18 protein-coding genes are annotated in these 21,771 nt (G+C 68.3%); 9 read left to right on the top strand and 9 right to left on the bottom strand.

The window, feature by feature from the left end:
* From EDF74_RS15240 to EDF74_RS15215, 6 genes are all read right to left on the bottom strand, one after another.
* A complete protein-coding gene (locus tag EDF74_RS15240; RefSeq protein ID WP_088435243.1) occupies positions 1–396 on the bottom strand; it encodes a hypothetical protein in 396 nt (131 codons plus the stop codon).
* Between the two features lie 85 nt (positions 397–481).
* Positions 482–2,539, bottom strand: a complete 2,058-nt coding sequence (locus tag EDF74_RS15235) for an FUSC family protein (RefSeq protein ID WP_123730922.1) — start codon at positions 2,537–2,539, stop codon at positions 482–484.
* Positions 2,540–2,542: 3 nt separating this feature from the next.
* A complete protein-coding gene (locus EDF74_RS15230; RefSeq protein WP_123730921.1) occupies positions 2,543–4,009 on the bottom strand; it encodes an efflux transporter outer membrane subunit in 1,467 nt (488 codons plus the stop codon).
* Positions 4,006–4,914, bottom strand: coding sequence for an efflux RND transporter periplasmic adaptor subunit (locus EDF74_RS15225; protein WP_184997316.1), 909 nt, complete (start codon positions 4,912–4,914; stop codon positions 4,006–4,008). The genes EDF74_RS15230 and EDF74_RS15225 overlap by 4 nt, the downstream gene beginning before the upstream one ends.
* Entirely contained in the window at positions 4,911–5,120 is a 210-nt protein-coding gene (locus EDF74_RS15220) for a DUF1656 domain-containing protein (protein WP_123730919.1), read from the bottom strand. Before EDF74_RS15220 ends, EDF74_RS15225 begins: the two co-directional genes overlap by 4 nt.
* Positions 5,121–5,224: 104 nt before the next feature.
* On the bottom strand, positions 5,225–5,680 hold the full coding sequence (locus tag EDF74_RS15215) for a MarR family winged helix-turn-helix transcriptional regulator (protein ID WP_123730918.1): 456 nt from the start codon (positions 5,678–5,680) through the stop codon (positions 5,225–5,227).
* Between the two features lie 158 nt (positions 5,681–5,838).
* Between EDF74_RS15215 and folE the strand changes: the two genes are divergently transcribed.
* The 4 genes from folE (at position 5,839) to EDF74_RS15195 (ending at position 12,393) form a co-directional block, all read left to right on the top strand.
* A complete protein-coding gene (gene folE, locus EDF74_RS15210; RefSeq protein WP_019183982.1) occupies positions 5,839–6,441 on the top strand; it encodes a GTP cyclohydrolase I FolE in 603 nt (200 codons plus the stop codon).
* Between the two features lie 127 nt (positions 6,442–6,568).
* The gene (locus tag EDF74_RS15205; RefSeq protein ID WP_123730917.1) at positions 6,569–8,038 is read left to right on the top strand and encodes a DUF3375 domain-containing protein; all 1,470 of its coding nucleotides are present in this window, start codon (positions 6,569–6,571) and stop codon (positions 8,036–8,038) included.
* Positions 8,025–8,726: a DUF4194 domain-containing protein gene (locus EDF74_RS15200; protein ID WP_123730916.1), complete on the top strand. Its 702-nt coding sequence runs from the start codon at positions 8,025–8,027 to the stop codon at positions 8,724–8,726. The genes EDF74_RS15205 and EDF74_RS15200 overlap by 14 nt, the downstream gene beginning before the upstream one ends.
* A 46-nt stretch (positions 8,727–8,772) precedes the next feature.
* Positions 8,773–12,393 carry an ATP-binding protein gene (locus tag EDF74_RS15195; RefSeq protein WP_123730915.1) on the top strand — a complete coding sequence of 1,207 codons (3,621 nt, stop codon included), beginning with the start codon at positions 8,773–8,775 and terminating at the stop codon, positions 12,391–12,393.
* 37 nt (positions 12,394–12,430) lie between these two features.
* On the opposite strand, the gene EDF74_RS15190 is transcribed toward EDF74_RS15195, so the two are convergent.
* A complete protein-coding gene (locus EDF74_RS15190; RefSeq protein WP_123730914.1) occupies positions 12,431–13,207 on the bottom strand; it encodes a sulfite exporter TauE/SafE family protein in 777 nt (258 codons plus the stop codon).
* Positions 13,208–13,269: 62 nt separating this feature from the next.
* On the opposite strand from EDF74_RS15190, the gene EDF74_RS15185 reads away from it, so the two are divergent.
* Entirely contained in the window at positions 13,270–13,665 is a 396-nt protein-coding gene (locus EDF74_RS15185) for a YchJ family metal-binding protein (RefSeq protein WP_123730913.1), read from the top strand.
* On the opposite strand, the gene EDF74_RS15180 is transcribed toward EDF74_RS15185, so the two are convergent.
* The gene (locus EDF74_RS15180; RefSeq protein WP_123730912.1) at positions 13,644–14,951 is read right to left on the bottom strand and encodes a GGDEF domain-containing protein; all 1,308 of its coding nucleotides are present in this window, start codon (positions 14,949–14,951) and stop codon (positions 13,644–13,646) included. The genes EDF74_RS15185 and EDF74_RS15180 overlap by 22 nt on opposite strands.
* A 171-nt stretch (positions 14,952–15,122) precedes the next feature.
* On the opposite strand from EDF74_RS15180, the gene egtB reads away from it, so the two are divergent.
* Genes egtB through EDF74_RS15160 form a run of 4 tightly spaced genes read left to right on the top strand, consistent with a single transcriptional unit; the run spans position 15,123 to position 20,176 of the window.
* Positions 15,123–16,409: an ergothioneine biosynthesis protein EgtB gene (gene egtB / locus EDF74_RS15175; protein ID WP_123730911.1), complete on the top strand. Its 1,287-nt coding sequence runs from the start codon at positions 15,123–15,125 to the stop codon at positions 16,407–16,409.
* The gene (egtD, locus tag EDF74_RS15170; protein WP_123730910.1) at positions 16,406–17,380 is read left to right on the top strand and encodes an L-histidine N(alpha)-methyltransferase; all 975 of its coding nucleotides are present in this window, start codon (positions 16,406–16,408) and stop codon (positions 17,378–17,380) included. Before egtB ends, egtD begins: the two co-directional genes overlap by 4 nt.
* Before the next feature lie 55 nt (positions 17,381–17,435).
* Complete coding sequence (locus EDF74_RS15165; protein ID WP_123730909.1) at positions 17,436–19,604, top strand: lytic murein transglycosylase; 2,169 nt, start codon at positions 17,436–17,438, stop codon at positions 19,602–19,604.
* The gene (locus tag EDF74_RS15160) at positions 19,601–20,176 is read left to right on the top strand and encodes a DUF2628 domain-containing protein (protein ID WP_123730908.1); all 576 of its coding nucleotides are present in this window, start codon (positions 19,601–19,603) and stop codon (positions 20,174–20,176) included. Before EDF74_RS15165 ends, EDF74_RS15160 begins: the two co-directional genes overlap by 4 nt.
* A 13-nt stretch (positions 20,177–20,189) precedes the next feature.
* On the opposite strand, the gene EDF74_RS15155 is transcribed toward EDF74_RS15160, so the two are convergent.
* Positions 20,190–21,380, bottom strand: coding sequence for a benzoate/H(+) symporter BenE family transporter (locus tag EDF74_RS15155; RefSeq protein ID WP_123730907.1), 1,191 nt, complete (start codon positions 21,378–21,380; stop codon positions 20,190–20,192).
* Between the last annotated feature and the right edge of the window lie 391 nt (positions 21,381–21,771).

Here is a 21,771-nt window from a genome sequence, read left to right as displayed (position 1 = left end):
TTACTCCGGGATCACCACGGTGCCATCGGGGAACACGATGGCGCCGTCACCGCTGACATCGAAGAAGCCCAGCTGGTGGGTGTTGGCCAGCACCTGCACCAGGCCGTGCGCGTTCTCGGCCACCTCGTCATCGAACGAGGCATAGACCACGTGCTGGCCGATGCTGTAGTCGGTCACTTCCGGGCGGTCGTCTTCCTCATCGGACAGCGGGCCGTCCATCGGCGGGTAGTGTTCGGCGAGCGCGGCGAAGAACGCCTGCAGCGCCGGCACCGACACCTTCGGGTCGTCGTAGTCGTGCGTCTCGTTCCATTCGGTCTGCGCGTCATACCACTGCAGGAAGGCCTCGGCCTCGCGCGGGGCGACGGCGGGGTCGAACACCATCAGGTCGTAACTCATCGGAAATCACCTTGATCCATGCGCAAATGCATGCGTCAGGATAGCCCTGATCGGTGTGGGCCGGCCGGTCTGCGGCCAGGCCGGTTCAGCGCGGCGCGGGCAGGCCGGGTGCCACTGCGGGGGTCTCGGCAGGGGTATCGACCACCGGCGCCTCGGGGAACAGGGCATAGCGCAGCCCGATCAGACCCATCAGCGCCTCATCGCGGGCCTTGCCGGCCTCCACGGTCTGCACGCGCTTGAGCGAGGCCTCCAGCCGGGCCTGCAGCCCGGTGGGGGCGGGCAGGGGACGCCGACGCGCCGCCTGGGCGCGGTAATGGTGGGCGATGTCGTCCAGGATCGCGTCGATCGCGGCCACGCTGGCCGGCGGCAAGCCATGCCGTGAGCGACGCAGCTGCAGAATGTTCAGGCCGATCCGCGCTTCGGTGAGCATGTCCACCGAGGCGATATCGCTGCCTTCCGGGGTGGCCGCCAGGCGCGGTGCGAGCAGGCCGAGCAGATCCAGCATGCGCGCGGCGAACTGCTGGCGGTCCTGCTGGCCACGGCCCTCGGCCGCATCGGCCAGCGTGTTCCAGCCCTGGCGCACCAGCCGGCGTGCGGTCCACTCGGCACCCACCGAGCGGAACAGCCGCGTCATCACCACCGCAAAGCCGATCCCGATGAACATCGCGACGGCAGAGTTGATGAAGCTCTGGATGTTGGCGCTGTAGGTGTTCTGCACGTTCAACAGCGCGACCAGATTCACCGTGAGCGGCAGGCCGATCAATGCGGTCTTGGGCCGATGCAGCAGCAGGCCCAGCGGCAGGAAGATCACCGCCAGCACCAGCACCAGGCTGCCGAAGTCGTGCACGGCGGGGAAGATCCCGAACAGGTACACCCCGGCCACCAGGCTGGCCACGATCGCCCAGAGCAGGAAGGACAGCATGCTTGGCGCCGGATCATCCTGCGCGGCGAAGAACGCGGCAGCCACCGCGGCCATCATCGCGCCATTGCCGCCGCCCTCCCAGCCGAGCCCGATCCACAGCACGCAGTACGTCATCAGGGCGACGCCGGCACTGGCGGCGGAGAACAGCGCCATGCCGTAGTCCACGTGGCGCACGTGATCCACGCGCTGGGTGCGCACGCGGTAGTGCGCGGCATCGCTGGGCGCGGTGCCGGCATCGATGGCGGCGTGCAGGGTGGTGCAGTCCTGCCAGAGGTCGACCAGTTCTTCCAGGCGCAGCAGCAGGGTGACCAGCAGCAGGTGATCCAGCTCGCCATCCACCGCCGGCTTGAGCGCGACGATGCGTGCGCGCAGCGTGGCGTACGCGCTGGCGCTGGAGCGGCCGGGCTGTTCCAGCCACTGCGCCAGATCGGCGATCAGCGTCTCCAGCCCGGGCGGCAGCGCACGGCCCCCCGCGCGCAGCGCCCCCAGCCGGTCGGCGATGGAGGAGAGCACCGGCAGCATCAGCAGCATGCGCTCGCGCAGTCGCTCCATCGAGACCGCCGCGCCGGCATGGCGCGGATCATCGCGACGCATGAATTCGATCAGCGCGTCGAACTGGACCAGATCGGCAGCCAGCCGGTTGCGCGGGCCATGCGCGTGGCCGCGCGTCAGGATCTGCCGGCACCAGTCGGCCGCATCGCCCATCCAGCTGCCGATCCGCGAGCGCAGCATCGGCCGCACCGAGGCCGGGAAGAACAGCGAGGCGAACAGCACCGCCACCACCGTGCCAAGGATGATCTCCTCGCTGCGCGCCACGACGGTGTCGAAGATGGTGTCCGGCGAGGTCACCGCCGGGAAGCCGATGAAGGCGGTGGTGTACCCGGCCAGCAGGAACGCGTAGCCGCGCGGGCCACGGTTGAGCAGGGCGATGAACAGACACCCGGACAGCCACAGCGCCATCGCCGCACTGAGCAGCAAGGGGGTCTCCACCAGGTGCGGCACCATCCACAGCGTGGCCGCGCCGGCGAGCAACGTGCCGAGGATGCGATAGGCCCCTTTGGCGCGGGTCGGGCCCAGCATCGGCTGGGTCACGATGTAGACCGTGGCCATCGCCCAGTACGGCCGCGAGAGATTGCCGGCCAAGCCGATGTACAGCGCCGCGATCGCCGCCAGGAAGGTCTTGACCGAGAACAACCAGGCCTGTCTGTCGAGCAGCAGCATGGCTTACCTCGGGGCTGCCGCAGTCGCTGCGGCCTGCGCGGCGCTGTCCTGCCAGCCACCGCCAAGCACCAGGAACAGCTGGATCTGGTCGCGCGAGACCTGCGCCTGCGCGTCGGCCAGGGTCGACTCGGCGCTGGCCAGGCTGCGGTCGGCATCCAGGCTGGTCAGGTAGGGCGTGCGCCCGCCCTGATAGAGGCGGCGGTTCTGGCTGGCGGCCAGATCGGCCTGCTGCTGGGCCTGCTGCAGGAACTGCAGGCGCTGCAGATCCTGGGCATAGCGGCTCAGCGCGGTCTGGGTTTCGCGCAGGGCCTGCAACACGCTGTGATCAAACTCGGCCAGCGCGGCATCGGCGCCGGCTTCGGTGGCGTGGATGCGCGCATGCGTGCCGGAAGAGGGCAGCGTCCAGGAAATCAACGGGCCGATCGACCACTGCTGGGTCAACGGCGTGCCGAAGTCTTCCAGCAGGCCGGCCGCACCGACCGAAGCGCCGAGGCGGATGTCCGGGTAGAGCTCGGCGGTGGCGACGCCGATCCGCGCGGTGGCGGCAGCCAGCTTGCGCTCGGCTTGGCGGATGTCCGGTCGGCGCTGCAGCAGTACGCGGCCATCACCGATCGGCAGCGCCTGGGCCAGGGTCGGGGCCTGGCTGCAGTCGCTCACGCCCTCGGGCAGCTGGCCCGGGGTGCGGCCGAGCAGAGCGGCCAGCTGGTATTCGGAGGCCTGGCGGTGCGCGCGCAGCGGCGGCAGCGCGGCCTGCAGCATCGCCACCTGGGCATTGGCGCGGGCCAGCTCCGGCGGGGTGCCGCGGCCGGCCGTGATCAAGCGCTGGGTGACCTCGCGGCTGCGCTGCTGCAGCTGCAGCGAGTGCTCGGCCACATGCAGTTCGTGGTTGGCGTGGCAGATGTCGACGTAGCTGCCGGCCACCTGCGCCACCAGCGACACGCGCGCCAGATCGAGTGCTGCGGCCACGCTCTGCTCGTCGGCATGCGCGGCCTCGGAGGCGCGCTTGAGCTTGCCGAACAGATCGAACTGGTAGGACACCGCGAATTTGCCGTCGGCCAGGTTGATCGGCGGCAGTTCGTGCTCCAGCAGGAACGATTCGGCGGACAGCTGCGCGCGGCTCACGCCGGCCTCGGCCTCGTATTCGAAGCCACCGGCATCCAGCGCCTGCTCGTACACGGCGGCGGCGCGGCGCAGGTTGGCATCGGCCACCTTCAGCTCTACGTTGTCGCGCAGCGCCTGCTGCACCAGCGCGTTGAGGGTGTCGTCCTGGTACAGCTCCCACCAGCGTGCAGGCAGCGCGGCGCCCGCGGCGACCTGCGCGTTGCCGGTGTCGAGGAAGGCGGCGTTCGCCTCCGGCCGCTGGAAGGCGGACCCGGCCGGCACCGCGTAGTCCGGGCCGACCGTGCGGCATGCGGCCAGCGTGGTCAGGGCCAACCCCAGGGCGATGCGGTGCAGCGCCGGGCGGTTCACAGCGCCGTCCGTGCCGGTTGCGCCGGCGTGGCCGGGGCGGTGTCCGGCTGGATGGTGACCGTGGCGGTACGCCCAGCGATCAGGTTGACGCCGGCCGGCACGCGGTCGATATGGATGCGCACCGGAATGCGCTGCGCCAGCCGCACCCAGTCGAAGGCCGGGGTCACGTTCGGCAGCAGGCTGCTGCCCTCACTGCGATACCGGTCTTCGATGCCGGCGGCAATGCTCTGCACGTGGCCCTGCAGCGGCTGCGCTTCACCCATCAGACGGATGTCGACCTTCTGGCCGGCATGCACGCCCTGCAGGCGGGTCTCTTCGAAGTAGCCGTCCACGCGGAACGAGCCGGTATCGAGCACCGCCATCACCGGCCGCCCGGCGGTCACGTAGTCGCCGGCGCGTACGGTGCGGTCGTTGACGTGGCCATCGCTGGGGCTGCGCACTTCAGTGCGGGCCAGATTGAGCCTGGCCAGATCCACGGCCGCCTGCGCGGTGGCCATCGAGGCCTGCGCGGCGAGCAGCTTGGCCCGGCGCACTTCGGCGTCCTCGGCGGCGACCAGATCCTGCAGGCTGCGGTCGCGCGCGATCTCGCGGCGCAGCTGGTCCAGCGTGGCGCGGCGCTCGCCCAAGGCGGCCTGGGCCTGTTCCAGCGCGATCTCATAGCGCGCGCGGTCGACCACGAACAGCACCTCACCGCGCTTGACCGGCTGGTTGTCGGCCACCTTTACTGCCTCCACCAGCCCGGACACGTCCGGCGCGACCTGGACCACGTCGGCGCTGACGTGCGCATCGCGCGTCCATGGCTCATCCATGTAATAGGCCCACAGGTGGCGCAGCACCAGCACAGCGACCACTACGGCCACGGCGGTCAACACCACCGGGAATGTCTGCTTGAGGATCTTGTTCACGATTGCATCCAACGCATCAGGGAAAACAACCCGCCGAGCACGATCACGTACACGGCCAGGTTGAACAGGGCGGGGTGCCAGATGTGGCGATAGGCGCCGGTGCGCTGCAGGGCCACGCGCAACCCGCTCTTGAGCAGGTAGGCAAGCAGCATCAGCCCGAGCAGGGTCGGGACGAACACACCATAGAGACTGAATTCACCGTACATCGAGGCAAAGGATTCACTGGAGAAAGGTAGGTAGGCGACGACCGTTGGTCGTCGTACGTCATGCCGTCGCAGCACGACACCGGGCGGTACAACGGGGGAACGGCTTACGTCACGCGGTCGGCCGCATCGGCCAGCAGCTGCCACAGCTTCAGCACGGTGCGCAGTTCGTCAGTGCTGAGTTCGCCGAACACGTCCTGGCGCAGCCCGATCAACTGGGTTTCCAGCTGGCTGACCAGGGCCTCGCCCTTGTCGGTCAGCCACAGCAGGTTGGCGCGGCGGTCGCTGGCATCGCATTCGCGGCGGACCAGGTCGCTGGCGGCCAGCTTGTCCAGCAGGCGTACCAGCGAAGGGCCTTCCATGCCCAGCTGGTGGGCCAGCGCCACCTGGCGGATCCCGCCGCCGGCGCGCCCGATCATCAGCAACGGCATGGTGCAGGCGGCGGAGATGCCGTAGCTGCCCAGGGCCTGGTCGGCCAGGCGCTGCCACTGCCGCCCTGCGTAGAGCAGGCCGGAACTGAGCTGCATCTGCAGCTGGGTACGTTCGTCGAGGGATCGGTTCATCAGAATAGATAGGATACTACTAATTCGCCTCCTATCAATACCCGTGGCACAACCGCGGCCCAATGAATGCCTTCGCGGGCTCGGCCGGGCGCCCCAGCGCAGGACGCCCGAGGGGTCTGTCGGGTACGATGCTCGCCCCCCTTCGGGTGCTGTATGTAATGAGCAAGCAAGACAACGACGCCAACCCCGTCACCCAGGCCGAGGCCGAATCGGCGGTGCGCACCCTGCTGCGCTGGGCCGGTGAAGATCCGACCCGTGAAGGCCTGCTGGATACCCCGCGCCGCGTTGCCGAAGCCTATGGCGACTGGTTCAGCGGCTACCGCGACGACCCGCGCGCCTACATGGAGCGGACCTTCGAGGAAGTGGCCGGCTACGACGAACTGATCGTGCTGCGCGACATCGAGTACGAAAGCCACTGCGAACACCACATGGCGCCGATCATCGGCCGCGTGCACGTCGGCTATCTGCCGGCCGGCAAGGTGGTGGGCATCAGCAAGCTGGCCCGCGTGGTCGAGGCGTACGCACGCCGCTTCCAGGTCCAGGAAAAGATGACCGCGCAGATCGCCCAGTGCATCCAGGACGTGCTGCAGCCGGTCGGCGTGGGCGTGGTGGTGGAAGGTGCGCATGAGTGCATGACCACCCGCGGCATCCACAAGCGGGGCGTCAGCATGGTCACCTCCAAGATGCTGGGCAGCTTCCGCGAGGACGCGCGCACCCGCGCCGAGTTCCTGCGTTTCATCGAAGTGGGCGGCAAGCGCTGATTCCCCGCGCTGTCGCGCGCGGCCGGCAGGCGCTGGGCTTCGGCCCGGCCCTGCGGGTGCGTGCGCGTCCCGTTTCCCTCCCGGCCGCCGCGACCCGCGCGGCCCGTCTTCCTGTCCCCGGTCTCGAATGAAACATCGCGAGCGCATTACCCGTTACCGCCACCTGCGCGAACAATCGCAGTGGAAGCTGCTGGCGGCCGATCACGCGCCGGAGATCATCGGCCTGCTGCAGAGCCTGCTGATGCAGGACGAGCGCACCCTGTCCACCGCGGTGCTGCACGAACGCCTGCAGCGCGCGCTGGATGATCTCAAGGCCGATGAGCTGTCGCGCGATCTGCCGCGCACCGCACAGGCCTACATTGCGCATTGGCTGGCCCAGGGCTGGCTGGAACGTCGCTTGCCCGAAGGCGCCGACCAGGAACAGTACGAACTGTCCACCCAGGCCGCGCAGGCGATCCGCTTCGCCGACAGCCTGGAGCAGGCGCGCGCTGCCGCCACCGAGAGCCGCCTGGCGCTGGTGATCGAGCAGCTCTCGCAGCTGGCCGCGCTGACCGAATCCAATCCGGATGCGCGCCTGTCCGCGCTGCGCGACGAGCGCGACCGCATCGATGCCGAGATCGCCCGCGTCAGCGGCGGCAAGGTGTCCTCACTGGACGGCAAGCGCGCGCTGGAACGGACCCGCCAGATCATCGGCCTGGCCGACGAGCTGACCGAAGATTTCCGCCGCGTGCGCGATGACTTCGAACGCCTCAACCGTGAGTTCCGCGAACGCATCATCGATGACGAAGGCGAGCGCGGTGACGTGCTGTCCAAGCTGTTCGAGGGCGTGGACGTGATCGGCGACAGCGACGCCGGTCGCAGCTTCGAGGCGTTCTGGCGCCTGCTCAATGATGCCGAACAGAGCGCCCAGCTCGATGCCGCGCTGGAAACCGTGCTCGCGCGTGGTTTCGCCCGCAAGCTGGATCGCAACGAGCGCACCTTCCTGCGTGGCTTCACCACCACCATGCTTGAGCGCGGTGGCCAGGTCCACGACGTGCTGCAGCACTTTGCCCGCAGCCTGCGCGGCTTCGTGCAGAGCCGTGGCTACCTGGAACAGCGCCGCCTCAACCAGCTGCTCAAGCAGGCCCAGGGCGAGGCGCTGGGCCTGCGCGACCACATCCCGGCGCAGCGCGGCATCGGCCGCGACCTGCAGCTCACCACCAGCCGGCTGCGCTCGCTCTCGCAATGGAAGCTGCACGATCCGCGCCAGGCGCAGGTGGATGGCAGCGTGCAGCGCAACGACACCGCCGCGATCTCGCTGGAAAGTGTCGGCGACCTGGTGGCCGCCTCTGAAATCGACTTCCGCAACCTGCGCCGCGATCTGCACGACCTGCTCGGCGAGCAGCCGCGGCTGTCGATCGCGCAGGTGCTTGAACACCGCGAGGCCCCACAGGGGCTGGGCAGCATCATCGGTTACCTCTCTCTCGGCACCCGCCACGGCGAGGTCGCCACCGATCAACAGGAGATCGCGCAATGGCGCGGCGGCGATGGCCAATGGCGTCGCGCCCGCATTCCGCTGATCTGGTTCACCCAGGAGAAACGCCATGAGCTGGCATGAACAATCCACCGACACCCCGATCGACGGCGGCGCAGACGAGCACGACGACGAACCGGTCGTGGTGACGCCCGTCCTGCGGCGTAACAATGACGTCTTCTACATGGGCGACACCGGCCGGCTGCCGCTCGATGGCCGCCGCGCGCTGTGCCAGCTGCTGATCGGCCCGAGCATCGACCAGCTGCGCCACGCCAAGCTGTGGCCGGCGCTGATCCGCAGCGAAGCGGCGATCCGCTCGGCGCTCTCGGACCTGTTCCTGGAACTGGTGCTGGACCGCGAGAGTGGCGTGGCCTTCACCCGCCAGGCCGATACCGAAGATATCGATGCACCGGTGCTGCTGCGTACCTCGCCGCTGACCTTCATCGACTCGGTGCTGCTGCTGCACCTGCGCCAGCAGTTGGCCGAAGCCGATGCGCGCGGCGTGCGCGCAGTGGTCGAGGATGCCGAACTGGCCGAAGCACTGGCCGTGTACGAGCGCCACCTGTCCACCGACCGCGCCGGCTTCAACCGCCGCGTCGCCAGTGCCGTGCAGAAGATGAAGGACAACCACATCCTCACCCGCCTCGGCGGTGACGATGCGCGTCATGAAGTCTCGCCGGCACTGAAACTGATGTTCTCCGCCGAAGATGTCGCCGCCCTGGCCCAGGTGTACCGCCGCCTGCGCGAAGCGCCGGCCGACCTCGACGCCTGAGCGCGCGCCCGCGCGCCGCTGCCCTGCCTGGATTGCTAGCCCTGCCATGACCGTCCACATTCCCGCACCCGCCCTGTTCCCCGGCGACCAGCCCGACCCGCGGGCGCAGCAGTTCCGCATGCGCCGCCTGCAGGTCCACAACTGGGGCACCTTCTCCGGCCTGACCGAAGTGCCGATCGCCGAACGCGGCTTCCTGTTCGTCGGCCGCTCCGGCTCGGGCAAGTCGACCCTGCTCGATGCGATGTCCGCGCTGCTGGTACCGCCGGCTCTGGTCGACTTCAATGCCGCCGCGCGCGAAGCCGAACGCAGTGGCCGCGACCGCAACCTGGTGTCCTACGTGCGTGGCGCCTGGGCCGACCAGCAGGACAGCGGCACTGGCGAGATCGCCACCCAGTACCTGCGCAAGGGCGCCACCTGGACCGCGCTGGTGCTGGAATACCGCAGCAATGACGGCCGCATCGTCAGCCTGGTGCGCCTGTTCTGGATCGCCGGCAACGGCGCGGCGGCGGCCGATGTGCGCAAGCACTACATGGTGGCCGAACGCAGCTTCGACATCGCGCGTGACCTCGGTGGTTTCGACCTGGACCTGCGCAAGCTCAAGCAGCGCCTGGGCGATGTGCATCACTTCGACAGCTTCGCCAGCTACGCCGAACGGTTCCGCCACGTGCTCGGGATCGAGAACGAGATGGCGCTGCGCCTGCTGCACAAGACGCAGTCGGCGAAGAACCTCGGCGATCTGAACGTGTTCCTGCGCGACTTCATGCTCGATGCGCCGCGCACCTTCGACGCCGCCGAGCGGCTGGTCGATGATTTCGCCGAACTCGATGGCGCCCACCAGGCCGTGGTCACCGCGCGCCGCCAGGTCGAAACCCTGCTGCCCGCACGCGGCCACTACGCCGATCTGCAGGCACTGCGCCGCCAGCGCGAAGACCTGGACGAGATGAAGCTGGGCATCGACGGCGTGCGCGAGCAGCGTCGCCTGGCCCTGCTTGAGGCACGCCTGCTGGAACTGGATACCCGCGACCGCGGTCTGTCCGGGGAAGAAGGCCAGCGCCGCAGCGCGCTGGACAACCATGAAAGCCACCTCGCCGAACTGGAGGCGCAGCGTCGCCAGCAGGGCGGCGAGCGCATCGAAGAGCTGGAGCGCGAGCAGGGCCGTGTCGCCCAGGAACGCGACCGCCGCCTGGCCAAGCGCAGCCAGGCCAACCATGCCAGCCGCGAACTGGGGGAAACCCTGGCCGAGACCGCACACGGGTTTGCCGAGCAGCTCGCCCGCGCCCAGGCCCGCCTGGACGACGGCCAGCGCGCCGCAGCCGAGCTGGATGAAGCCATCGCCGAGCGCATGGGCGGCAAACGCGACGACGAACGCCGCTTCGCCGAGGTGCGTTCGGAACTGGAGGCGCTCAAGCGCACCCCGTCCAGCATCCCCGCACCCATGCAGCAGCTGCGCGCACGCCTGAGCAGCGATACCGGCATTCCCGAGGCGGCGCTGCCGTTCGTGGGCGAACTGCTGCAGGTCCGCGACGAAGACGCCGCATGGCAGGGCGCCATCGAGCGCGTCCTACACGGCTTCGCGCAGTCGCTGCTGGTCGATGAGCGCCACCACGCCCAGGTCTCGGAGTGGATCAATCAGACCCACCTCGGTACCCGCCTGGTCTACTACCGCGTACGCCGCAACGACGATGCACTGCATGGCCGCGAGCCGGGCGCACGTTCGCTGCTGCACAAGCTGGTGCTGCGCGAGCACGGCTATGCCGGCTGGCTGCGCCGCGAGCTGGGCAAGCGCTTCGACTACGAATGCGTGGATGCACGCCACCTGCGCGATACCGACCGCGGCATCACCAAGGAAGGCCAGGTCAAGCACCCGGGCGAACGCTTCGAGAAGGACGATCGCCACAACATCAGCGACCGCCGCCGCTGGCTGCTCGGCTTCAACAACCGCGACAAACTGGACCTGTACGAGCGCGAAGCGATCGAACTGGCCCAGCGCATCGCCGCCTGCGACAGCGATGTGGCCGGCCTGCGCGCGCAGCGCGAACAGGACGGCAAGGCCCGACTGGCCTGCCATCAACTGTGCACGCTGGGCTGGGACGAGATCGATGTGGCCGCACCGCTGCAGCGCCTGGACGACATCGCCCAGGCCCTGCACGACCTGCGCGAAGGCAATGCCGACCTGCGCAAGCTGGGCGAACAGATCGAGAAGACCCGGGCCGATGTGGCCCAGGCCAAGCGCACCTATGAAGACGTGCGCGTGGAGCGCGGCCAGCTCGGTCGTGAACACGAACGCCTCGAGCGTCTGCACGAGCAGTGCGCGCCGCTGGCCAAGCGCGTGGTTACCCCCCTCCAGCAGCAGGGCCTGGACGAACGCGTCAAGGCGCTCGGCGTGCTCAGCCTGGAGAACCTGGAAGCCCACTTCCGGCAGATCAGCAACACCCTCAACGAACAGCTCGGCGGTTCCCAGGCCGAACACAACCGGCTGGAGAACCTGCTGCTCGGCTGCTTCCGCCGCTACTGCCAGGCTTGGCCGGAAGACAGCGGCGACTTCACCGTCAGCCTGTCCAGTGCCGAAGATTTCCTGGCCCGCCTGCAACGGCTGGAGAACGATGGCCTGCCGCAGCACGAGGCACGCTTCTTCGATCTGCTGCAGAGCCAGAGCAAGAACAACCTGCTGGCCCTGCAGCGGCACACGGCCGAGGCGCGCAAGTCGATCGCCCAGCGCCTGGACGAGGTCAATGCCTCGCTGGAGCAGGTGCCGTTCAACCGCGGCACCCTGCTGACCATCGAACTCACCGACCGCCGCCTGCCCGAAGTGCTGGATTTCCACCAGCGCCTGCGCGATGTGCTGTCCCAACAGCAGACCGACCAGCGCGAGCTGGCCGAAGCACAGTTCGCGGTGCTGCGTGAGCTGGTCGCCAAGCTCGGCTCGCAGGAAGGCGAGGACAAGCGCTGGCGCGAGCTGGTGCTGGACGTGCGTCTGCACGTGGAATTCGTCGGCGTCGAACTCGACGCCGCCACCCGTCAGCAGGTCGAGATCTACCGCAGCGGTGCGGGCAAGTCCGGCGGCCAGCGCCAGAAGCTGGCCACCACCTGCCTGGCCGCCGCGCTGCGCTACCAGCTCGGTGGCGCCGACGGCCAGCTGCCCAGCTACGCGGCGGTGGTGCTCGACGAAGCCTTCGACAAGGCCGACAACGAGTTCACCGCGCTGGCGATGAACATCTTCGACAACTTCGGGTTCCAGATGGTCGTGGCCACCCCGCTGAAGTCGGTGATGACGCTGGAGCCGTTCATCGGCGGTGCCTGCTTCGTGGAGATCAGCGGTCGCCACGACTCCGGCGTACTGCTGATCGAGTACGACGACGAAGGCAAGCGCCTGAAGCTGCCCGAGCGTGCCCGCGCCGGCGAGACGACGGCGGCACCGGCACCGGCCGTGATCGCCGCGCCTGACGTGGTCGATGCCCCCGAGGTGATGGCCAACGAGGTGCTGGCGGCCTCGGTCGACGAGGAAGCCCACGTCGAGGCCGAGGTCGTGGAGGCACCGGCAGCCGTGCCGGCATCCCGCTCGAAGAAGGCCGCGCTTAAGGCACCGGCAAAGAAAGCGGCAAAGAAGACGGCCACCAAGGCCGTAGCCAAGGCAACTGCAAAGAAGCCGGCCAAGCCCAAGCGCTGAGCAACCAACGGGTCAGCCCCAGGGCTGACCCGTCCTGTTAACCGGCGAAGGTATCCCAGCCCATCCGGGCGATCAGTACCACCACCAGGCCGACGAACAGCTTGCGGATGAAGGGCGTGCCGCCGCGCAGCGCCATCCGCGTACCGACCACCGAGCCGATGATGTTGGCCGCGGCCATCGGCAGCGCGAACAGCCACAGGATGTTGCCGGTCGGCACGAAGAACGAGATCGCCGCCACGTTGGTCGCCAGGTTCACCACCTTGGAGGCGGCCGACGCACGCAGGAAGTCCAGCCCGAAGAAACGCACGAACAGGAAGATCAGGAAGCTGCCGGTGCCGGGCCCAAAGAAGCCGTCGTAGAACCCGATCACGGCACCGATGGCCAATGCGGTCACCAGCTCCTTGCGGCCGATCTCGCGCGGACGGTGCAGGGCACCGAAGTCCTTCTTCCACAGCGTGTAGCCGAGCATCGCCACCAGCAGCACCAGCACCAGCGGGCGTACCGCGTCCTTGGGCAGCAGGCTGACCGCCGTGGCCCCGGCAAACGAGAACACAAACGCCGTGCCCGCCGCAAACAATACCGGCCGCCACGGAAAGCGCACATTGCGCGCATAGCGGAACGCGGCGGCCGCCGTGCCGAACATCGAGCTGAATTTGTTGGTGCCGAACAGCATCGCCGGCGTGTGCTGCGGCAGGACGGTGAACAACCCGGGCAGCTGCACCAGCCCGCCGCCGCCGACGGCGGCATCGACCAGGCCGGCGATGAAGGCGATCGCCACCAACCAGAACAGCTCAGGGGGAACCATCTCAAGCACGGCGGGGCATCGCAACGCAGGGCGCGCAAGCATACGCCCGGTCATCGCGCGACAATACCCCCATGACCACCGTCTCTTCCGATCCCTGTCCCTGCGGCCGCCCGCTGGCCTACGCCGCCTGCTGCGGCCTTTACCATGCCGGCACCCCCGCGCCGGATGCCGAAGCGCTGATGCGCTCGCGCTACAGCGCCTACGTGCGGCACCTGGCCGACTACCTGCTGGCCAGCTGGCACCCGTCCACGCGCCCGGCCGAGCTCTCGCTGGCCGAAGCACCCGGCCAGCGCACCCAGTGGCTGGGGCTGACGATCCACGCCCACACCCGCTCAGATCCCGACCACGCCCAGGTGCGCTTCACCGCGCGCTACAAGGTCGGCGGCGGCAGTGCGGTGAAAATGCTGGAGCACAGCCGCTTCGTCCGCGAAGACGGCCGCTGGTTCTATCTCGACGCGTTGCCCTGAGCCAGTGCGGTCGCGCGCACCGGCACGGTGCCCTGCTGGCCAAGCGCACACACACAGTTGCGGCCGGCGTCCTTGGCTGCATACAGCGCTTGGTCGGCGGCCTTGATCACCGCCTGCGGGCTGTCGGCCACCCGGCTGTCGGCGACGCCGATGCTCACCGTCACCTGCACCACCGCGCCGTTGCCACCACGCCCACGTTGCAGCTGCCCCACCGCATCGTCGCGGCTGCGTGCGGCGCGGTCGCGCAGATGCATACGCACCCCCTCGATCCTCGCGCGGACCTCTTCCACGGCCGCCACGCAGGCCGGGGCTGGGCGATCCAGGAACACCAGCGCGAATTCCTCACCGCCATAGCGGAACGCGCGGCCACCCCCACCTACCTCGGCCAGTCGCGCGGCCACCAGCTTGAGCACGTCATCGCCGGCATCGTGGCCGTGGGTATCGTTGAACCGCTTGAAATGATCCACGTCCACCATCGCGATGGTGTAGGTGGCGCCCACGCGCTGCAGATATTCATTGAACGCGCGACGCCCGGGCAGGCCGGTGAGCTCATCGCGGAAGGCCATGTGGAATGCCTCCTGCAGCATCGCCGAGACGATCAGCAGCAGCGCCATGCAGCTCACCGCCGGCAGCAGCGCCGGCGACACGAACACCCGCGGCAGCAGCCACCACAGGCAGAGCAGGGCGATCAGCAGGGCGGTGTGCAGCGGGCGGGGGCGTCGCCAGGCCTGGACAGCCAAGGCCACCGTCGTAATGAGAAACAGCAGCGCCGGGAGTTGGGCCAGCGCATTCCAGTCGCTGGGCAGCCAGGCCAGGTGGCGATCGGACAGCAGCGCCTGCATGCCGTCGGGAACCTGCGTGGCCAACAGCAGGAAGATGCCGAGGGCCGTCCCGCTCACCACGCCGCGCAACAACAGGTCCTGGCGCAGCCGTCCGCGTTCGGGCCACAGTCCATGCAGCAGGAACAGCAGTGGCAGCCACCACGACACCGCATGGAAGATCAGCGGGGTCTGTGCCGAAATCATGCCCTCACGCAGGAACGTGCCGACCACCCCATGCAACAGCGCGAAGGCCAGCGCGATCGCCAGCATCAGGCACAGCGCCCGCACGCGGTTGTAGATCAGCGCCAGGCCGACACCCAGGCAGGCCAGCACCATCGGCAGCAGGCGATGCACCGAGCTGCCCGCTTCGGCAGCGGGGGTCGCCGCCCACAATCCCAGTGCGACCAGTACTGCAGGCAGCACGAACAGATAGTGACTGGGCTGGCGTAGCAGATGCATCCGCAAGAGGGGGTCCACGTGGTGGCCGGCGCGCCGTGGCTGCAGCGTGCAAACCGGACTACACAGGCGATGGGTCTTCCCCGGTAGCGGCCTGCGCGTATTCAACTTGAGCAATGTCACCGAATCGATGCGTTGCCATGACGTCGCGCTCACCCCGGCTGGTCGATCCTGACCCGGATGAATACCGCCGTTGCTGCCGCACAACCGCTCCCTGTCGCCCCGCCGTCGCCGCTGGCCGTCCGCTACGCCACCGTGCGTGCGCGGACGCTCGCATTGGCCGCGCCGCTCAGCGCGGAAGACGCCATGGTCCAGAGCATGCCCGACGCCAGCCCGGCGAAATGGCACCTGGCCCATACCACATGGTTCTTCGAGCGCTTCGTGCTCGCGACCCGACCGGGCTATGCCCCGATCGATGCGGACTGGCATTACCTGTTCAACAGCTACTACCAGAGCATCGGTCCGGCCCATGCACGCCCGCAGCGCGGCCTGCTCTCGCGGCCGACGCTGGACGAGGTGCTGCACTTCCGCGCGGAGATCGATCAGCGTGTGCTCGCCGCGCTGCACGCCGGCAGTCTGAGCGAGCAGGCCCAGCATCAGCTGCTGCTCGGCCTCCATCATGAGCAGCAGCACCAGGAACTGTTGTTGACCGACATCAAGCACGCGTTCTGGTCCAACCCGCTGCAGCCGGCCTACCGCGATGACCTCGCTGCGCCCCCGGCGCGTACGCTGCCGCTGCAGTGGCTCACCCATCCCGAACAGATCGTGGAGATCGGCGCACCGGTGTGGCCGACCCAGTCGACGTTTGCGTATGACAACGAATCGCCGGTGCACCGCGCGCTGGTCCCGGCGCATGCGCTGGCCAACCGCCCGGTCAACAACGAGGAGTACCGGCAGTTCGTGCAGGCCGGCGGCTATCGCGAGCCGCGCTGGTGGATGAGCGAAGGCTGGACGCTGTGTCAGGAACAGCAGTGGCAGCACCCGCTGTACTGGGATGACGCGCTGGAGCGCGAATTCACTCTGGGCGGCTGGCGTGCGCTCGATCCGCATGCACCGGTCTGCCACCTGAGCTATTTCGAAGCCGACGCCTACGCGCGTTGGTGCGACGCGCGCCTGCCCACGGAGTTCGAATGGGAAGCGGCGACGGCGGGCCGCGCCCTGCGTGGCCGCTTTGCCGATGCCGATCAGTTGCACCCGGGCGGCGCGGAGGAAGAGGGGGACATCGTCCAGTTGTTCGGCGATGTCTGGGAATGGACCAGCAGCGCCTACGGGCCCTATCCCGGCTTCCGTACCTTCCCGGGCAACCTGGGCGAGTACAACGGCAAGTTCATGTGTGGGCAGTGGGTGTTGCGCGGCGGAAGTTGTGCGACCCCGGCAGATCATCTGCGCGCCAGCTACCGCAACTTCTTCGCGCCGTCGGCCCGGTGGCAGTTCGCCGGCCTGCGCCTGGCCCGGGACGTCGCATGAGCTCGGTCCGTGATGCGCTGGATGCACTGACCGATCTGCAGCCCGATCGTGACCGGATCACCGCCGACATCCTGCGCGGGCTCTCGTCCACGCCGCGGCAGCTGCCGTCCAAGTATTTCTACGATGCCCACGGCTCGGCCCTGTTCGAGCAGATCACCCGGCAGCCGGAGTACTACCCGACCCGCACCGAACTGCAGCTGCTGCAGGACTGCGCGCATGACATCGCCAAGGTGGTCGGCCCGCGCCTGCACGTGGTGGAACTGGGCAGCGGCAGCGGCCGCAAGACCGAGTTGCTGCTGCACGCGCTGCGTGACCCGGTCGCCTACACCCCGATCGAAATCTCGCGCGCCGCTCTGCTGGACAGCATCACCCGTCTCGCAGCGTCCCTGCCGGACATCGAAATGCTGCCGGTCTGCGCCGACTTCACCCAGCCGGTGCAGCTGCCGACCCCGCAGCGCGAACCCGCGCGCCACCTGGTGTTCTTCCCCGGCTCTACGCTCGGCAACTTCGCCCATGATGACGCCATCGCACTGCTGAAGGCGATGCGCCAGACCATGGGTCCGGATGGCATGGCCCTGATCGGCATCGACCTGCACAAGGACGCGGCGTTGATCGAAGCGGCGTACAACGATGCCGCCGGGGTCACCGCCGAGTTCACCCTCAATCTGCTGCGTCGGCTCAACCGCGACATCGGCAGCGATTTCGATCTGGACGGCTTCCGCCATCGTGCCCGCTACAGCGTGCCGCGGCTGCGCATCGAAACCGAGCTGGTCAGCCAACGCGACCAGCGCGTGCAGGTGGATGGGCAGAGTTTTGATTTCGCCGAAGGCGAAGCGATGACCGTCGAGTACAGCCATAAATACACCGATGCGGTGTTCGCCCGCATGGCCGCCGATGCCGGCCTGCAGGTGACCGCCCATTGGAACGCGACGGATCCCGCCTTCGGCCTGCGCCTGCTGCAACCGGTCTGACCTGCGCGGCATTGCCGCTATGATGCAGGTCCACTGGCTGCAAGGATTCCCGCCAATGCGATGGTCGCCCCTGTTGTTGGCCGGGCTGTGTCTCGGCGTACCGTCGATCACGGTCGCCGCGCCGGACGCCTTCTCCACGTGCCTGGTCACCCTCAAGGCCCAGGCCGGCAAGCAGGGCATCACGGCCGAGCGATTCGATGTGCTCACCGCCGGGCTGACCCCCGATCCCAGCGTCTTGCCGCTGCTGGACGCGCAGCCGGAGTTCACCACACCGTTGTGGGATTACCTGGCCGCATTGGTGGATACCCAGCGCGTGGCGGATGGGCGTGCCCGCCTGGCCGAGCACCGGGATCTGTTGGCCCGGGTATCGACCGAGTACGGCGTCGATCCGGCCACGATCGTCGCGGTCTGGGGCGTGGAGAGCGATTACGGGCGCGTGTTCGGCAAGCGCCCGCTGCTGCAGTCGCTGGCCACGCTGTCCTGCCAGGGCCGCCGACAGCCGTTCTTCCGCGGCGAACTGCTGGCCCTGCTCAAGCTGATCGATGCCGGTGACCTGCGTGCCGAAGGCCTGACCGGCTCGTGGGCCGGCGCCTTCGGCCACACCCAGTTCATGCCCTCCACCTATGCGCGTATCGCGGTGGATGGCGACGGTGACGGTCGCCGCGATCTGGTCGCCTCGATTCCCGATGCACTGGCCTCCACCGCCAACTACCTCAAGAAGGCAGGCTGGCGGACCGGGCAGCCGTGGGGCATCGAGGTGAAGATTCCGGCCGGCTTCAACGTCGCCCAAGCCGGCCGCACCCAGCGCAAGCCACTGGCCGACTGGCGCGCGCTGGGCATCGTCCCGTTCGCCGGCGGTGCCCTGGCGCCTGCCGGGCTCCCGGCCGATAGCAATGCGGCACTGCTGCTCCCGACCGGTGCCAAGGGCCCGGCCTGGCTGGTATTCCGCAATTACGATGCGATCTACGCCTACAACGCCGCCGAGAGCTACGCCCTGGCGATCGCCACCCTGGCCGATCGCCTGCGGGGTGGTCCGGGTATCGCCGCCGCCTGGCCAACCGATGATCCCGGCATCGGCCGTACCGAACGCCGTGAGCTGCAGACCTTGCTGCTGGCCCGCGGCCACGATATCGGTACGGCGGACGGCATGATCGGTACCGCCACCCGCCGCGCCATCCAGGCCGAGCAGCAGCGGCTGGGCTGGACCCCCGCCGATGGCCGCGCCGGCCAGCGCATCCTCACCGCCCTGCGCGGTGCTCCTCCTTCTTCAACGCCGACCATGCCTGCATCCACCGTGTTCACCCTGCCGCCCAATCACGCCCAGTACGTCCAATCCGCGGCGGCGCCGCGCGCGGCCCTGCCCAAGGTACCCGGGCTCAGTCTGGCCGACATCCAGGGCTTCCCCGCGTGGACGGTCGAGACCCCGTTCGCCACCGCTGCGATCAGCGTGTTCGGTGGCCAGCTGCTGTCCTATGTGCCCAAGGGCGGGCAGGACGTGATGTGGCTCTCGCCGAGCGCCCAGCCGCTGCCGACCCCGATCCGTGGCGGCAGCCCCGTGTGCTGGCCGTACTTCGGCCGCCAGGGGCAGGGCAATGACGTGCCTTCACATGGCTTCGTCCGCAACGTGCCATGGACCCTGCAGCAGGCCCGTCGCGAGGCCGATGGCACCATGGTGCTGACCCTGGCCCCGCCGGTGCTGGAGAACCTGGATCTGCGCCTGCGCATGGAACTGCGGATCGGCCGCACCCTGGAACAGCGCCTGATCACCGAAAACACCGGCCGCGAACCGGTCGCCTTCACCCAGGCCCTGCACAACTACTTCCATGTCAGCGATGCGATGCAGGTCAGCGTGGAGGGGCTGGATGGCCTGTCCTACCTGGACAAGTTCGAGAATTACGCGATCCCGCGCCAGCAGCAGGGCGACTGGAACCTGCGCGACCCGCGCGATCCCGGCCGCAGCGACCGCATCTATACGCAGGCCGGCGGCCGCTACGTGCTCAAGGACCCGGGCCTGAAGCGCCGCATCGAGATCACCACCACCGGCAGCCGCTCGCTGGTCGCGTGGAACCCCGGCGAGGCGGGCGCCAGCAAGATGGCCGATGTCGGGGCCGGCTGGCGCAACTATGTGTGCCTGGAAGCGGCCAATGCCGGTCCGGATGTGGTGACCCTGGCACCGGGTGCGAAGCACGTGCTGCAGCAGACGCTGGCGGTTCGTCCACTATGAGTACGGTTCCGCCCCCGGCCCGGCCGGACGAGACGGCCGACAATCCTTATCGCGCGCCCAGCACCGCCATGCACGAGGCCATGATCGACGCCCAGATCGATGCGGCGGTGGCGGTGCATGACCGCCATCCGCTGCTGGCGAAGGCGGTGGGCGACAACTTCGCGTTGTATGCCCGTCGCTGGCATCTGGATGAGGCCGGTGGCCGCTGGCCGCGCCCGTGGCACTGGCCGGCCGTCCTGTTTGGTTTTCACTGGCTCATGTACCGGCGTATGTACCTGGTGGCATTGGCGGTGCTGATTGCCGATTTCGCCATTGGCATGGCGATGGTCCTGCTGGACCTGGCGGTGGGCGGCGTCGTGTTATCGCTGGGTGTGCAGCTCTCGCTGGGCATCTTCGGCAATGCGCTGTACCGCTGGCATTGCCGCCGCATGGTGGCGCGCGCCCAGGCCCGTTTTACCGGGCAGCCGGAGCGGATCAACGCGGAGCTGGTGCGTCGCGGGGGTACCAGTCGGCTTGCCCTGGGCCTGGGCCTGGCACTGTTCGTCGTACTGCGTATCTTCGAAGGCGCCTGAGGCGCCTGAGGCGTCAGCGGGCGACCGGGCGCGGTCGCAGCGCCAGCAGGCAGATGCCGCCGGCGACCAAGCCCCAGAACGCCGAGCCGATCCCGGCCAGCGACAGGCCCGAGGCGGTGACCAGGAAGGTCACCAGCGCCGCTTCGCGATCGGCCTCCTCACGCAGGGCCGTCGCCAGGCTGTTGGCGATGGTGCCGAACAGTGCGATGCCGGCCACGCAGGCCACCAGTTCCTTGGGGAAGGCGGCGAACACGGCCGCCACCGTCGCCCCGAACAGGCCCACCACGATATAGAAGGCGCCCGCGGCCACCGCGGCGGTATAACGGCGGGCCGGATCCTCGTGTGCCTCACGGCCCATGCAGATCGCGGCGGTGATCGCGGCCAGATTGAGCCCATAGGCGCCAAACGGGGCGAGCAGCGTGTTGACCACTCCGATCCAGCCGATCACCGGCGATACCGGGGTGTCGTAGCCGGAGGCACGGATCACCGCTACGCCCGGGATGTTCTGCGAGGCCATGGTGACCACGAACAGGGGCAGGGCGATGCCGAACACCGCCGACCACGACAGCGTCGGCCAGGTGAATACCGGCGTGACCAGTTCCAGCCGCACGTCCTGCATATGAAGCAGACCCTGACCTGCGGCGACCAGGACACCGACAAGCAGCGTGGCGATCACCGCATAGCGCGGGAACAGCCGTCGCCCGATCAGCCAGGTGGCGAACATCGCCAGTGCCATGCCCAGCTGGGTGCCCATCGAGACGAACACATCCAGACCGAAGCTCAGCAGTACGCCAGCAAGCATGCCAGCGGCCAGCGCCATCGGCACACGCTTCATCAGCTTCGCGAAGATCCCCGAGAAGCCGGCGAGCATGCCCAGCACCGCGGCAAGGACGAACGCACCGATCGCATCGCTGTAGCCGACCGCGCCCGCACCCACCACGAGCATGGCCGCACCCGGCGTGGACCATGCAGTGACGACCGGCATCCGATAGCGCAGTGACAGACCAATACAGGTCACGCCCATGCCAAGGCCCAACGCCCACATCCACGAGGCGATCTGCGCCTGGTCGGCGCCTACCGCGCGTGCGGCCTGGAACACGATCACCGCCGAACTGGCGAAGCCCACCAATACCGTAATGAAGCCCGCCATCACCGCAGGCAGGGAGAGATCGCGCCACAACGAACGTTTGCCTACCGCGGACATCGCATGCATTCCTGATGACAAGAGATGCATTGTTAGCAAGCCAGCGGCAGCACGCGCAACGCGCGTGCTGCCGCGCTTGTTGATGAGCAGCACGTATGGATGACGCGCTGATGAAAAAGATCGACGAAAACGCTTGACGAATTTTCAGAAGTCTTTAGTATTCGCTCCCTCGCTGCGACGCGGTCTTCACCCCGGTGAACACCCACCCGCAGCGACGGCAACAAGCTTCGAAAGAAGGTGTTGACGGAAACGAAAAGCCTGACATAATAGGCGGCTCGCAACGACGAAAGCCTCTAAGGCGAACGACGAAGCGGCATCGGCAACAACGGTTCACTTCGGTGAAACGGCCTTGAAAAAAGGTGTTGACGAAGCAGATAAGCCGGTCTATAAT

This window comes from Stenotrophomonas rhizophila, assembly GCF_003751305.1.
In the GTDB taxonomy this organism is placed as follows: domain Bacteria; phylum Pseudomonadota; class Gammaproteobacteria; order Xanthomonadales; family Xanthomonadaceae; genus Stenotrophomonas; species Stenotrophomonas rhizophila_B.
This window is presented reverse-complemented; position numbering and strand designations above follow the sequence as displayed.